The 14,735-nt window shown below is 67.8% G+C and carries 11 protein-coding genes; 8 read left to right on the top strand and 3 right to left on the bottom strand.

Going from position 1 to position 14,735, the window contains the following annotated elements; genetic code table 11:
* The first annotated feature begins 101 nt into the window (after positions 1–101).
* The 7 genes from GIY56_RS01390 to GIY56_RS01420 all read left to right on the top strand — a co-directional run bounded on the left by GIY56_RS01390 (position 102) and on the right by GIY56_RS01420 (position 10,018).
* On the top strand, positions 102–3,446 hold the full coding sequence (locus GIY56_RS01390) for a transglutaminase family protein (RefSeq protein ID WP_154763022.1): 3,345 nt from the start codon (positions 102–104) through the stop codon (positions 3,444–3,446).
* Positions 3,446–5,836 carry a circularly permuted type 2 ATP-grasp protein gene (locus GIY56_RS01395; protein WP_154763023.1) on the top strand — a complete coding sequence of 797 codons (2,391 nt, stop codon included), beginning with the start codon at positions 3,446–3,448 and terminating at the stop codon, positions 5,834–5,836. The genes GIY56_RS01390 and GIY56_RS01395 overlap by 1 nt, the downstream gene beginning before the upstream one ends.
* On the top strand, positions 5,836–6,714 hold the full coding sequence (locus GIY56_RS01400; RefSeq protein ID WP_154763024.1) for a transglutaminase family protein: 879 nt from the start codon (positions 5,836–5,838) through the stop codon (positions 6,712–6,714). The genes GIY56_RS01395 and GIY56_RS01400 overlap by 1 nt, the downstream gene beginning before the upstream one ends.
* An 88-nt stretch (positions 6,715–6,802) precedes the next feature.
* Positions 6,803–8,179 carry a GntP family permease gene (locus tag GIY56_RS01405; RefSeq protein WP_154763025.1) on the top strand — a complete coding sequence of 459 codons (1,377 nt, stop codon included), beginning with the start codon at positions 6,803–6,805 and terminating at the stop codon, positions 8,177–8,179.
* Complete coding sequence (locus GIY56_RS01410) at positions 8,167–8,685, top strand: gluconokinase (protein ID WP_328288405.1); 519 nt, start codon at positions 8,167–8,169, stop codon at positions 8,683–8,685. Before GIY56_RS01405 ends, GIY56_RS01410 begins: the two co-directional genes overlap by 13 nt.
* Before the next feature lie 123 nt (positions 8,686–8,808).
* Positions 8,809–9,060, top strand: coding sequence for a hypothetical protein (locus tag GIY56_RS01415; RefSeq protein WP_154763026.1), 252 nt, complete (start codon positions 8,809–8,811; stop codon positions 9,058–9,060).
* Between the two features lie 76 nt (positions 9,061–9,136).
* Positions 9,137–10,018: a LysR family transcriptional regulator gene (locus GIY56_RS01420; RefSeq protein WP_154763027.1), complete on the top strand. Its 882-nt coding sequence runs from the start codon at positions 9,137–9,139 to the stop codon at positions 10,016–10,018.
* Between the two features lie 47 nt (positions 10,019–10,065).
* Here GIY56_RS01420 and glnA read toward each other — a convergent pair whose 3' ends face one another.
* Positions 10,066–11,472 carry a type I glutamate--ammonia ligase gene (gene glnA, locus GIY56_RS01425; protein ID WP_154763028.1) on the bottom strand — a complete coding sequence of 469 codons (1,407 nt, stop codon included), beginning with the start codon at positions 11,470–11,472 and terminating at the stop codon, positions 10,066–10,068.
* An 83-nt stretch (positions 11,473–11,555) separates the two neighbouring features.
* Positions 11,556–11,894, bottom strand: coding sequence for a P-II family nitrogen regulator (locus GIY56_RS01430; RefSeq protein ID WP_154763029.1), 339 nt, complete (start codon positions 11,892–11,894; stop codon positions 11,556–11,558).
* Positions 11,895–12,048: 154 nt separating this feature from the next.
* On the opposite strand from GIY56_RS01430, the gene GIY56_RS01435 reads away from it, so the two are divergent.
* Positions 12,049–13,800, top strand: coding sequence for an NAD(P)H-hydrate epimerase (locus tag GIY56_RS01435; RefSeq protein WP_154763030.1), 1,752 nt, complete (start codon positions 12,049–12,051; stop codon positions 13,798–13,800).
* On the opposite strand, the gene nrdF is transcribed toward GIY56_RS01435, so the two are convergent.
* Positions 13,749–14,705 (bottom strand): class 1b ribonucleoside-diphosphate reductase subunit beta, encoded by a 957-nt coding sequence (gene nrdF, locus GIY56_RS01440; protein WP_407946932.1) that lies wholly within the window; start codon positions 14,703–14,705, stop codon positions 13,749–13,751. The genes GIY56_RS01435 and nrdF overlap by 52 nt on opposite strands.
* Positions 14,706–14,735 lie beyond the last annotated feature (30 nt).

Consider the following 14,735-nt stretch of genomic DNA (forward strand, 5'->3'; position numbering starts at 1 on the left):
AAACCACCCGGCCGGTCCCGGACATGTGCCGCCCCGGCTTTCCTTCTCGCACGGGGCTTCACAATGTGTAAGCTGCGGAAAAGACCACGGGGGCGGCGCGCATGTCGATCAAGGCCAGCATCTATCACCTGACGCATTACAAATACGACCGTCCGGTGGTCCTTGGGCCGCAGGTGATCCGGCTGCGCCCCGCGCCCCATTCGCGCACCCGCGTCATTTCCCATTCGCTGAAGGTCTCGCCGGACACGCATTTCGTGAACCACCAGCAGGATCCCTTCGGCAACTGGCTGGCCCGCTTCGTCTTTCCCGAACCCGTGCGCGAGTTGAAGATCGAGGTCGATCTGGTCGCGGACATGACCGTCTACAACCCCTTCGACTTCTTCGTGGAAGACAACGCCGAAACCTGGCCCTTCGACTATGCCCCCGAACTGGCCGAGGAGCTGATTCCCTATCGCGCCACCGAAACCCCCGGGCCGCTGCTGCGCGCGCTCTTGGACAGCATCCCGCGCGAAAAGACCCGCACCGTGGATTTCGTGGTGGCGCTGAACGCGCGCATCGCGGGCGAGACCACCTATACCATCCGCATGGAACCCGGCGTGCAGACGCCCGAGGAAACGCTGACATCGAAAAGCGGATCCTGCCGCGATTTGACCTGGCTGCTGGTCCATGCGCTGCGCCACCTGGGCTTTGCCGCACGCTTCGTGTCGGGCTATCTGATCCAGTTGAAGCCGGACCTGCAGGCGCTGGACGGCCCGTCCGGCACCGCCCATGACTTCACCGACCTCCATGCCTGGGCCGAGGTTTACCTGCCCGGCGCGGGCTGGATCGGGCTGGACCCGACATCCGGCCTGCTGGCGGGGGAAAGCCATATCCCGCTGGCCGCCGCGCCGCATTACCGGTCCTGCGCCCCCATCAGCGGCATGGCGAGTTTCGCCGAGGTCGAGTTCGACTTCGACATGCAGATCCGCCGCGTGGCCGAACATCCGCGCATCACCAAGCCCTTCAGCGACCAGGCCTGGGCGGATCTCAACCGCCTGGGCCACCAGGTCGATGCCGTCCTGCGCGAGGGCGACGTGCGCCTGACCATGGGGGGCGAACCCACCTTCGTGTCCATCGACGACTTCGAGTCCCCGGAATGGAACACCGATGCCGTGGGTCCCACGAAACGCCACCGCGCCGACGTGCTGATCCGCAAGCTGCGCCACCGCTTCGCGCCGAACGGCTTTCTGCATTACGGCCAGGGCAAGTGGTATCCGGGCGAGACGCTGCCGCGCTGGACCTTTTCGCTGTATTGGCGAAAGGACGGGTTGCCGGTCTGGCGCAACCCCGACCTGATCGCGCCCGAAGCGGACGAAGGCGCGGTGACGCCCCTTCAGGCGCAGGAACTGCTGCGCGAAATGGCCGCCGAACTGGGCGTCAGCGACGAAAACGTCCTGCCCGCCTATGAAGACCCCGCCGAATGGCTGGTCAGGGAAGCGAACCTGCCCGCCAATGTCAGCCCCGAGAACAGCAAGCTGGACGACCCCGAGGCGCGCCACCGCATCGCCGCCGTCTTCAACCGGGGCCTGACCACGCCCACGGGCTTCGTGCTGCCGGTGCAAAGCTGGCAGTCGAAGGCGGGCCTGAAATGGTATTCCGAACGCTGGCGGCTGCGGCGCGGGCATGTGTTCCTGGTGCCCGGCGACAGCCCGGTGGGATACCGCCTGCCGCTGAACGCGCTGCCCTGGCTGTCGCCTTCGGTTTACCCCTATGTCAACCCGGCCGATCCCACCGTCGAACGCGCCCCCCTGCCCGAGCCGGCGCCCGTGGCGCCGCATCGCAAGTCGCAGCCGATGGCCAGCTTCGTGCAGAACGCCCCGGTGCAGGACGTGAGCGAACAGGGCCAGCCCCAGCAATCGGGCGAAGGCGCGCATGAGCTGCAAGGCCTGGTGCGCACCGCCCTGTCGGTCGAACCCAAGAACGGGCGGCTGTGCGTCTTCATGCCCCCCGTCGCCACGCTGGAGGAATACCTGGACCTGCTGCACGCGGTCGAGGCCGCGGCCCTGCGCCTGAAGCTCAGGGTCCATGTCGAAGGCTATGCGCCCCCCCACGACCCGCGCCTGAACGTGATCCGCGTGGCCCCCGACCCCGGCGTGATCGAGGTGAACATCCACCCCGCCGCCACCTGGGACGACTGCGTGGCGATCACGCAAGGCGTTTACGAGGACGCGCGCCAGTCGCGGCTTGGCGCGGAAAAGTTCATGATAGACGGCAAGCATGTCGGCACCGGCGGGGGCAACCATGTCGTCGTGGGGGGCGCCACCACCAACGACAGCCCCTTCCTGCGCCGCCCGGACCTGCTGGCCAGCCTGATCCTGCACTGGAACCGGCATCCCTCGCTGTCCTACCTGTTTTCGGGCCTGTTCATCGGGCCGACCTCTCAGGCCCCGCGCATCGACGAGGCGCGCAACGATTCGCTTTATGAACTGGAAATCGCGCTGGCCCAGATCCCGGCGCCCTGGGCGGGGACCACACCCCTGCCCTGGCTGACCGACCGGCTGCTGCGCAACATCCTGACCGACGTGACCGGCAACACGCATCGCGCGGAAATCTGCATCGACAAGATGTATTCCCCCGACGGCCCGACCGGCCGCCTGGGCCTGGTGGAATTCCGCGGCTTCGAGATGCCGCCCGACGCCCGGATGAGCCTTGCCCAGCAACTGCTGCTGCGCGCGATGATCGCGCGGTTCTGGAAGCATCCCGCGACGGGCGACCTGACCCGCTGGGGCACCGCGCTGCACGACCGCTTCATGCTGCCGCATTTCGTGTGGGCCGATTTCCGCGACGTGCTGCGCGACCTGACCGACCACGGCTTTCCCATGCAGGAAGACTGGTTCAAGGCCCAGGCCGAGTTCCGCTTTCCCTTCTGCGGCGAGATCGAGGTCGAGGGCGTCCGCCTGGAACTGCGCCAGGCGCTGGAACCCTGGCACGTCCTGGGCGAGACCGGCGCGATCGGCGGAACCGTGCGCTATACCGACAGTTCGACCGAACGCTTGCAGGTCAGGCTGGGGGCTTCAGATCCCTCGCGCTATCAGGTGCTGTGCAACGGGCGCGCGGTGCCGCTGACGGACATCGGCGCGGGCGAATCCGTGGCGGGCGTGCGCTACAAGGCCTGGCAGCCCGCATCGGCGCTGCATCCGGTGCTGCCCGTCGATGCCCCGCTGACCTTCGACATCTTCGACACCTGGTCGGGCCGTCCGCTGGGCGGCTGCGTTTATCACGTGGCCCACCCGGGCGGGCGGAACTATGACACCTTCCCCGTGAACGGGAACGAGGCCGAGGCGCGCAGGCTGGCCCGCTTCAGCCCCAACGGCCACCGCCCCGGCCACGACCGCAGGGTCCAGCCCGAACGCATCCACCGCGAATTCCCGCTGACGCTGGATCTGCGCCGCGCGCCGGGGTCGTGATGGCGGGCGAGCGGGCCACGACCACCCTGCGGCCATCGCGGACCGCGACATACCGCCCCCTGCCCGGCGTCCCCGACGAGATGGCCGCGCCCGATGGCGCCGTCCGCCCCTTGTGGCGGCGTCTGGTCGCGCATCTGGACACGCTGTCCGACGAGGACCTGCACCGCGACCTGTCCCGCGCCGACCGTTATCTTCTGGATAGCGGCGTCTTCTATCGCCAGTACGGCGGCGGCGAATCCGTCGAACGTCCCTGGCCGCTGAGCCATATCCCCGTCCTTCTGGCCGAAGAGGAATGGACCGACATCAGCCACGCCCTGCGGCAGCGCGCCGACCTGCTGGAAGCGGTGATGGCCGACCTTTACGGTCCCAACGCGCTTGTCGCGTCGGGGCGCCTGCCTGCCGCGCTGGTGGCGGGCAACCCGGAATGGCTGCGCCCGATGGTGGGCGTCAGGCCGAAGGGCGGGCATTTTCTGCACTTTCTGGCCTTCGAGCTGGGGCGCGGCCCGGATGGCGAATGGTGGGTGCTGGCCGACCGGACGCAGGCGCCCTCGGGTGCGGGCTATGCCCTGGAAAACCGCGTCGCCACCGCCCGCGCCTTTTCCGAGTTCTATCCCGACGAAAACGTCCACCGCTTGGCCGGGTTCTTCCGCGACTTCCGCGACGCCCTACAGGCGCAGACCAGCGACAAGGACAGCCGGATCGCGATCCTGACCCCCGGCCCGATGAACGAGACCTATTTCGAGCACGCCTATATCGCGCGCTACCTGGGCTTTGCCCTGCTGGAGGGCGACGACCTGGGCGTGGCGGACGACCGGCTGATGGTGCGCACCGTTCAGGGGATGCGCCAGGTCGATGTGCTGTGGCGCAGGCTGGACGCGCATTACGCCGACCCGCTGGAACTGGACCCCGCGTCCCGCATCGGCACGCCCGGCATGGTCGCGGCGCTGCGGGCGGGCGCGGTGACGATGGTCAACTCGCTGGGTTCGGGGGTTCTCGAGACGCGGGCGCTGATGGCCTTTCTGCCGCAGCTTGCGCCCGAGCTGGTGGGGGGACCGCTGGCCATGCCCAATATCGCGACCTGGTGGTGCGGCGCCCCTGCCGCCCGCGCGGCGGTGCGCGCCAGCCCCCGCCGGATGGTGCTGGCCGATGCGCTGACGACGTGCCTGCCTTTCGACCCCAAGGACGACCTGACCCGCGCGGTCGGCCTGCCCGCCGACGTGCTGGACCGGCGGCTGGCCGAGGGCGGCGGCGATCTTGTCGCGCAAGAGGCCGTGACGCTGTCCACCACCCCCGCCCTTGTGGATGGCAAGCTGGTGCCCCGCCCCATGACGCTGCGCGTCTATCTGGCGCGGACCGCCGATGGCTGGGCCGTCATGCCGGGCGGCTTTGCCCGCATCGGGACGGGCGCGGATGTCTCGGCGATCGCCATGCAGGAAGGCGGCACGGCGGCCGATGTCTGGGTCGTCAGCCGCTCGCCCGTGCCCGTCATCACCATGGCGCGGCAGGCCAGCGCGGCGGACAAGCGCCTGGCGCCGGGCGGGCTGCCCGCGCGGGCCGCCGACAACCTGTTCTGGCTGGGCCGCTATGCCGAACGGGCCGAAGGGATCGTGCGCTTGATGCGCGCCTATCACACGCGCCTGGCCGAATCCGGCAAGGCGGGCGAACATCTGCTGGGGGGCTTCGACCCCCTGTTCCGCCAGATGGGCATCGCCCGCGGCGAGGCCATCCCGCAAAGGCTGCTGGACAACCTGGCCGCCGCCATCGGCAGCGCCAGCAGCGTGCGCGACCGCTTTTCCCCCGACGCCTGGTCGGCGCTGCACGACATCGACCGCAGCGCGCGCCGCATGGCCCCCAAGGTCGCGCCCGGCGACGACGCGGCCCGCGCGCTGTCCGCGCTGTTGCGCAAGCTGGCGGGGATCTCGGGCCTGGTGCATGAAAACATGTACCGTTTCGTCGGCTGGCGCTTCCTGACCATCGGGCGGCTGCACGAACGCGCCATGGGCACCGCCGTGCTGCTAGCGGTGCTGTGCGATCCCAAGGCGCCCGAAGGCGCGCTGGATCTGGCGATCGAGGTCGGCGACAGCGTGCTGACCCACCGGCGGCGCTTTTCCTTCAGCGCCTCGCGCGCCACCGTGATCGACCTTCTGGCGCTGGATTCGCTGAACCCGCGCGCGCTGCGCCACCAGATCGACGGCTTGCGCGAACAGGTGGACATGCTGCCCGCCGCCAACGACCACGGCGCCCTGTCGCCCCTGGCCCGAGAAGTCTTGCGCCTGCACGCGAAGCTGGCCACCACCGATCCCGACAGCCTGACGACCGATGCCTTGTGGCGGCTGCGCGGGCGGATCGCCGCCTTGTCCGACCTGCTGACCACCAGCTATCTGTCCTGATGCTGTATTGCCTGCGCCTGTCCATCCGCTATGACTTCGCCCGCCCCACGGGCGCGGGACGCCAGCTTCTGCGCATCAGCCCGGCCGACCTGCCCGGCGTGCAAGAGGTCCAGCAGGCCAGCATCACCATCACCCCGCCCCCGACGGAACGCAGCGGCTTTCTCGACTTCTTCGGGAACGAGGTGACGCAACTGGTCCTGCCCGCCGGGCTGACGCAGATCCGCTTCGACATGGCGGGCCGGGTGCTGCGCCTGCAAGGCGAATCGGAACTGGACCTGTCGGCCACGCCGGATTGCCTGTCGGACGATCTGGACGACATCACCGACCTTGGTCCCCATTCGCCCCACCATTTCCTGCGCGCCTCGCCCCGGATACCGCTGCTGGCGGGGATCGCCGGTTTCGCCCGCGAGTCCTGCGGCAACGCCGCCACCGTGCGCGAGGCGGTGGAAGCCCTGGGCCGCGCGCTGCACCGCCACATGCGCTTCGACGCCCGCGCGACCGAGGTGGACACCCCGATCGCCCAGGCCTTTGCCGGTCGCCACGGGGTCTGCCAGGATTTCTCGCAGATCATGATCTCGGGCCTGCGCAGCCTGGGGATTCCGGCGGCCTATGTGTCGGGCTTCCTGCGCACGGTCCCGCCGCCCGGCAAGCCCCGGCTGGAGGGCGCGGACGCCATGCACGCCTGGGTCCGCGCCTGGACCGGGGCCGAGGCGGGATGGTGCGAATACGACCCCACGAACGCCTGCTTCGTCGCGGCGAACCACGTCACCATCGGCTATGGCCGCGATTACAGCGACGTGGCGCCCGTCACGGGGTCCATGCGTCTGGCGGGGTCGCAGACGGGCAGCCACAGCGTCGATATCCTGGCCGAGGACTGAGCTTCCCTCGCGTCGTCATCCGCGCAGCATCGGTTGACCTTGGTACCGCTATCACGCAGAGGTCGTTCAAACGAACGGGAGAAGCCCCTTGGAAACCATCGAAACAATCCACAGCACGCTGTTCCTGCTGTCCGTCGCCGCCGCCGCCGTCGCGGTGCTGCTGGTCCTGATCATGCGCTTCAAGCTGCACGCCTTCATCGCGCTGGTGCTGGTCAGCCTGCTGACCGGCCTGGCGACCGGGATCCCCCTGGCCGATATCGTGCCGACGCTGCTGACCGGCTTTGGCAACACGCTGGCCACGGTCGCGCTGCTGGTCGGCTTTGGCGCCATGATCGGCCGCCTGCTGGAAGTCACGGGCGGCGCGCAGGTGCTGGCCGACCGGCTGATCAACAAGTTCGGCGAACGGCGCGCGCCCTTCGCGCTTGGCATCGCCTCGCTGCTGTTCGGCTTTCCGATCTTCTTCGACGCGGGCCTGATGGTGATGCTGCCCATCATCTTCAGCGTGGCGTTGCGGTTCGGCGGGTCGGTCCTTCTTTACGCCCTGCCCGCCGCGGGGGCCTTTGCCGTCATGCACGCGCTTGTGCCGCCGCATCCCGGCCCGGTCGCCTCGGGCGACCTGCTGGGGGCGGACATCGGCCTGCTGCTGATCGTCGGCACGATCGTGGCGATCCCCACCTGGTATGTCGGCAGCTATCTGGTCTCGATGGTCCTGGGCCGGCGCTTCAACGTGCCGGTGCCGGAACTGCTGGGCGCGAATGAGGAACACAAGCTGACCGGAAAGCCGCCGGCCTTCGGCACCGTCCTGTTGATCCTGCTGCTGCCGCTGCTGCTGATCTTCCTGAACACCGGGCTGAACACGCTGGCGACGGCAGGGGTCGTGAATGGCGATGGCGGTTGGGTCAGCCTGCTGCGGATGCTGGGCCAGACCCCGGTTGCCCTGCTGATCACGCTGCTGATCGCGCTTTACCTGCTGGGACGCGGCACGGATCCGGCGCGCATGGAAAAGATCGTGGACGGCGCGCTTGGCCCGATCTGCGCCATCGTGCTGGTCACGGGCGCGGGCGGCATGTTCGGCGGCGTGCTGCGCGCCAGCGGCATTGGCGAGGCCCTGGCGGGCAGCCTGCAATCGGTGGGCCTGCCGCTGATCGTCGCGGCCTTCGTGATCGCCACCGCGCTGCGCGTGGCCCAGGGGTCGGCCACGGTGGCGCTGACCACCACCGCCGGCCTGATCGCCCCCACCGTCGCCGCCACGCCGGGCCTGAGCGAACTGGACCTGTGCTTCCTGGTCATCGCCATCGCGGGCGGCGCCACGGTGCTGAGCCATTTCAACGATTCGGGCTTCTGGCTGGTCGGGCGTTTCCTGAAGATGGATGAAAAGACCACCCTGCGCACCTGGACCGTGATGGAAACGACCATCGGCCTGACCGCCTTCGCCTTCGCCCTGATGGGCTGGTGGCTGCTGTGACCGGCCCGCAGCATATCGTCGTCATGGGCGTGTCGGGCGCGGGCAAGACCACCACGGGCCTGGCGCTCGCCGCCCATCTGGGCTGGCCCTTTGTCGAGGGCGACGCTTTCCACCCCCAGTCGAACGTGGACAAGATGGCCCATGGCACGCCCCTGATGGACGCCGACCGCGCGCCCTGGCTGCAGGCGCTGGCCGACCAGATCGCGGCGGCCGAGGCGCGGGGCGAAAGCTCGGTCCTGGGCTGTTCGTCGCTGAAGCGCGCCTATCGCGACATCCTGCGCACGGGCGCGCCGCGCGTCCGGTTCCTGCATGTCCACGGCACGCGCGAGTTGCTGGCGGACCGGCTGAACCACCGCGCCGGGCATTTCTTCCCGCCCCAGTTGCTGGACTCGCAACTGGCGACGCTGGAGCCGCTGGCGGCGGACGAGGACGGCGTGGTGATCGACATGGCGCTGTCGGCCGGGGATCAGGTGGCCCAGGCGGTCCGCCTGCTTGGCCTGGGCTGACCCTTCGGGCAGGACGGGATTGTGCAGCATCATCGAACACTGAAGCCAGTCTCGTCGGGCTAATGGTTTCGATTTCATGGGCTTATCTCTCTGTCATCGAATGAACACAGAAGGAATGAACCGATGAAAAACGTTGCAACCCTTATCGGCGCACTGGTTCTGGCGGCGGGCGCGGCCCAGGCCACCGGCCTGAACGAGACCAACGGCCACAACGACGTGCCCAAGGCCCCGGTCACGGCGCAGAACCCCGTGCAGGTCAAGGCGGGCCAGGTGCTGTCCGGCAAGGAACTTGCCCGCCTGGGCCTGCCCGCCGACGCGGAACTGACGGTCAGCGATTTCTCGGCCCCCGGTCCCCGCTCGACCTATACGCGCTGATCGCGCAGCCGGCATCCCGGACGCCGCCCCCCTTGGGGCGGTTTTCCTTTGTCCCGGCCCGGTGCATGGTAAGGCCATGGATATCAGCGTTTTCCGCACCTTCGTCAGCGTCGTGGACGAAGGCAGCTTTGCCGCCGCCGCCGGCCGCATGGGCATTTCCCGCAGCCTGTGCAGCAAGCATGTCGCGGATCTGGAGGCCCATCTGGGCGTCCGCCTGCTGGTGCGCACCACGCGCAAGGTGACGCCCACCGCCGCGGGCCTGTCCTACAGCCGCGAGTTGCGCGAGGTGCTGGCCCGGCTGGATGCCGCGACCGAGGCCGTCAAGGCGACCACCACCAGCCAATCCGGCGCGCTGAAGATCGGCAGTCCGATCTTCTACACGCTGAAGGTCCTGCAACCGCACCTGCTGGACTTCATGGAACGCTATCGCGACATCCGGTTGCAGGTCGTGCTGGACGACGGCGCCAGCGACATCGTGGGCGACGGCTTCGACGCGGTGATCCGCATCGGCAACCTTGCGGATTCGACCCTGCACGCCCGGCGCCTGCATTCGGTGCAGATCCTGCTGGTCGCCGCGCCCGGGTATCTGGCGCGGGCCGGGCGCCCGGAACGGCCCGCCGATCTGCTGCGCCACGATTGCCTGCATTACACCAACCTGCCCGGCACGATGACCTGGCCGCTGCGGCGGGGCAGCCGGACCATCCGCCAGCCGGTCCGGCCCAGCTTTTCCAGCAACAATACCGAACTGCTGCATTCCATGGCGCTGAATGGCAGGGGGCTTGCCCTGCTGCCCGAATTCATCGTGCGCGACGACATCGCGGCGGGCAGGCTGGACGCGCTGATGACCGACTATACCCTGCCCGACCTGCCGGTGAACCTCGTCTATCCCTCGGGCAAGCTGCTGACCGGGGCGATGCGCATCTTCCTGGATTTCGCGACCAGCCTGCGGCTGCCATGAAAAAGGCGCCCCGAAGGGCGCCTTTCCGGGTCACTGTCCCGAAGCTGTCAGCAGCTGTAATACATCGCGTATTCGATGGGATGGGGCGTATGCTCGTAGGCATAGACCTCTTCCCACTTCAGCTTGATGTAGGATTCCAGCTGGTCGCGGGTGAACACGTCGCCCGCCAGCAGGAAGTCCATGTCCTTCTCCAGCTCCTCCAGCGCCTCGCGCAGGGAACCGCAGACGGTCGGGATTTCGGCCAGTTCCTCGGGCGGCAGGTCGTACAGATCCTTGTCCGACGCGGGGCCGGGGTCGATCCGGTTCTTGATCCCGTCCAGGCCCGCCATCAGCAGGGCCGCGAAGGCCAGATAGGGGTTGGCCGCCGGATCGGGGAAGCGGGCCTCGACGCGCTTGGCTTTCGGCGACTCGGTCCACGGAATCCGCACGCAGCCCGAGCGGTTGCGGGCCGAATAGGCGCGCAGCACGGGGGCCTCGAAGCCCGGGATCAGCCGCTTGTAGCTGTTGGTGGACGGGTTCGTCAGCGCGTTCAGCGCCTTGGCGTGCTTGAGGATGCCACCGATGAAATACAGCGCCTCCTGGCTCAGGTCGGCGTACTTGTCGCCCGAGAACAACGGCTTGCCGTCCTTCCAGATCGACATGTTGACGTGCATCCCCGACCCGTTGTCGCCCTTCATGGGCTTGGGCATGAACGTCACCGACTTGCCATAGGCGTGGGCGACGTTGTGGATGACGTACTTGTATTTCTGGATGTTGTCGGCCTGCTCGGTCAGCCCGCCGAAGATCAGCCCCAGCTCGTGCTGCGCGGAGGCGACCTCGTGGTGGTGCTTGTCCACCTTCATGCCCATGCGCTTCATCGTGGACAGCATCTCGCCGCGGATGTCCTGGGCGGCGTCGATGGGGTTCACCGGGAAATAGCCGCCCTTGTGGGCCGCGCGATGGCCCTGGTTGCCCATCTCGTATTCGGTGTCGGTGTTCCAGGCGGCGTCGGTCGCGTCGATCTGGTAGGACACCTTCTGCGGCGTCACCTGATAGCGCACGTCGTCGAAGATGAAGAACTCGGCCTCGGGACCGAAATAGGCCGCGTCGCCGATCCCCGAGGACTTCAGGTAGGCCTCGGCCTTGACCGCCGTGCCGCGCGGGTCGCGGGCATAGGCCTCGCCCGTGTCGGGTTCGACCACGTTGCAATGCACGCAAAGCGTCTTTTCGGCATAGAACGGATCCAGATAGGCCGAGGCGGCATCGGGCATCAGCTTCATGTCGGACTGGTCGATGGATTTCCACCCGGCGATCGAGCTGCCGTCGAACATGAAGCCTTCCTCGAAGAAGTCCTCGTCGATCAGATCGACATCCAGCGTCACATGCTGAAGCTTGCCCTTGGGATCGGTGAAGCGGACATCCACATAGGCGACCTCCTCATCCTTCAGCAGCTTCAAAACGTCATTGACTGTCATCTCTTCCCTTTCTGCGTAGATGCGGCCCGGCCTTAGCGGAACCGGGCCTGAAAGTCCTGTTGGGATGCTGTTTCTTGTTGTGTTCAGACGGCGTCGTCGCCGGTTTCACCCGTGCGGATGCGGATTGCCTGCTCGACAGGCGAAACGAAAATCTTGCCATCGCCGATCTTTTCGGTGCGGGCCGCGCTGATGATGGCGTCCACCGCCGCATCGACCTGGTCGTCGGGCAGCACCATCTCGATCTTCACCTTGGGCAGGAAATCGACCACGTATTCCGCGCCGCGATACAGTTCCGTGTGGCCCTTCTGGCGGCCAAAGCCCTTGACCTCGGTGACGGAAAGACCCTGCACGCCCACCTCTTGCAGCGCCTCCTTCACGTCGTCCAGCTTGAACGGCTTGATGATCGCCTCGACCTTCTTCATCGCAATGATCCTTCCTCGCGGCTTGCCTGTCGCCTGATTGGCGGGTTTCATGGCACGGGTAAACGGGGTGTCGCGTGGTTTGCCGCGGCAATCGGTCGGGCAAGGTTCGGTTGCCTGTTTTTTGTGCTTTATGATGAAGAAAAGGGCAGTTGCCATGCTGGAAGGCACCGAAGTCCTGACGACCGCCCAAATGCGCGCCATCGAATCCGCAGCCATGGCCAGCGGACAGGTGACGGGGTTGGAGCTGATGGAGCGGGCGGGCCGCGCGGTCGCAGGCCAGATTCGCCTGCGCTGGCCCAAGGCCGGGCGCGCGACGGTGCTGTGCGGGCCGGGCAACAACGGCGGCGACGGCTATGTGGTGGCGCGGCTGCTGCACCGGGCGGAATGGCGGGTGCGGGTGCTGGGGATGGACAACACGCCCGGGCCGGACGCGGGCGAGATGAGGCGGCGGTGGCGGGAGATCGGGGGGATCGCGCCGCTGACGGAGCAGGAATTGCAGAGCGGGACGGAAAGCGATGTCTATGTCGATGCCATCTTCGGCACCGGCCTGACCCGTCCGCCCGAGGGCGAGATCGCCAACATCTTGGCCCGAGTCTTTGGCCGGGGCGGAGATGGAGCCTATTACTGCCGTCGTCTGGTTGCCGTGGATTGTCCGAGCGGGTTCTGCATGGACAGCGGCAAGGCGCCCGCCCTTCCTCCGGGGCGCGGCACGTTCGACAGCCCTGCCCGGCTGACCGTGGCCTTCGACAGCCCCAAGCCCGGCCATCTGATCGGCCTCGGCCCGGCCCTGTGCGGCGAACTGGTCGTGGCGGACATCGGGCTGCGCCAATGGAGAGAGCGCCATCCGGGCGGCCTGGGCCAGCGGCCAGCCAGGCTGGAGGCGATCTGGCCAAGGTTCGACATTCGCGACGGGCGGCGGATCGGGGTTCCGCTGTCGGACCGGCTGGGGAAGCATTCGTCCGCAAGCCCGCACAAATACGGCCACGGCCACGCCCTGATCCTTGCCGGAGGCCCCGCCAAGGGCGGCGCCGCGCGCCTGTCCGCCCGCACGGCGCTGCGGATCGGCGCGGGTCTTGCGACCATCGCGCCGCCGCAAGACGCGCTGCCTGAACACGCGGGCCAGCCGGATGCCCTGATGCGCCGCGCCATCGACGGCGGCGGCGACCTGCGCGAGGCCCTGGCGGACAGCCGCATCAACGCCCTGTGCTTCGGTCCCGGCTGCGGCATCGACCGGTCGGCGGACCTGCTGGCGGCCGCCCTGCCCGCCCGACGCGCCACCGTGCTGGATGCCGATGCGCTGACCGCCCTGTCGCATGACCCTGCCCTCATGGCGGCGCTTCACCGCGACTGCGTGCTGACCCCGCACATGGGCGAGTTCGCCCGCCTGTTCCCGGATCTCGCGCGGCAGATGGAAGGGCCGAAGCCGCCTGCCCGACTCCGCCATGTCGATGCAGGCGACCCTGGCCGGCTGGCCCAGTTCAGCGCCGACATGGCACGCTACAACTGCGAAATGATCGAGTGGACCCAAGGTCCCGCCTATTCCAAGCTGGACGCCGCCCGCGAAGCCGCCGCCCGCTGCGGGGCCGTGGTCCTGCTGAAAGGCCCCGATACGGTCATTGCCGCCCCCGACGGCAGCGCCCGCCTCCATTCCGCCTTCGACGTGCCTTGGCTCGCCACCGCAGGCGCGGGCGACGTGCTGGCGGGGATGATCGCCGGCCTTCTGGCGCGCGGGTTTCAACCGCTGGACGCCGCCAGCCTAGGCACGCTCATCCACGCCCAGACCGCCCGCGGTTTCGGCCCCGGCCTGATCGCCGACGACCTGCCGGACCTGATCCCCGCCGTCCTGCGCGGGCTTCAGAAATCCCAGTCCTCGTCCTCGGTCGCGACGGCCTTGCCGATGACATAGGACGAACCCGACCCGCTGAAGAAATCGTGGTTCTCGCTGTCAGGCGACAGCGCGGCCAGGATCGCGGGGTTCACCTCGCAGGCGGCAGGCGGGAAAAGGGCTTCATAACCAAGGTTCTGCAGCGCCTTGTTGGCGTTGTAATGCAGGAAGGCCTTCACGTCCTCGGTCAACCCGATGCCGTCGTAAAGCTCGGCGGTATAGTTCTGCTCGATGTCGTAAAGCTCGAACATTAGCGAGAAGGCGAAGTCCTTGAGTTCCGCCCGCCGCGCCTCGTCCACGCGCTCCAAGCCGCGCTGGAACTTGTAGCCGACATAGTAGCCATGCACCGCCTCGTCCCGGATGATCAGGCGGATCAGGTCGGCGGTGTTGGTCAGCTTGGCGCGCGAGGACCAGTACATGGGCAGGTAGAAGCCCGAATAGAACAGGAAGCTTTCCAGGAAGACCGACGCAACCTTGCGCTTCAGCGGATCGGACCCGGCCTTGTATTCCTCCAGGATCAGCCGCGCCTTGGCTTGCAGATGGGGGTTCTCCTCGGCCCAGCGGAAGGCCTCGTCTACCTCCTTGGTCAGGCACAGGGTCGAGAAGATCGAGGAATAGGACCGCGCATGGACCGCCTCCATGAAGGCGATGTTGGACAGCACGGCTTCCTCGTGCGGGGTGATGGCGTCAGGCATCATCGAGGGCGCGCCGACCGTGTTCTGCACGGTGTCGAGCAGCGTCAGCCCGGTGAAGACGCGGATCGTCAGCTCGCGCTCGGCGGGCCGCAGCGTGGCCCAGCTTTGCACGTCGTTGGACAGCGGCACCTTTTCCGGCAGCCAGAAGTTCACCGTCAGCCGGTTCCAGACCTCCAGATCCTTGTCGTCATCCAGCCGGTTCCAGTTGATCGCGCGCGCGACCGTCTGCATCACCTGATCCTTCATCCCGAAGAACCCCTT

Origin of the sequence: Paracoccus lichenicola (genome assembly GCF_009708075.1) — a bacterium.
Lineage (GTDB): Bacteria > Pseudomonadota > Alphaproteobacteria > Rhodobacterales > Rhodobacteraceae > Paracoccus > Paracoccus lichenicola.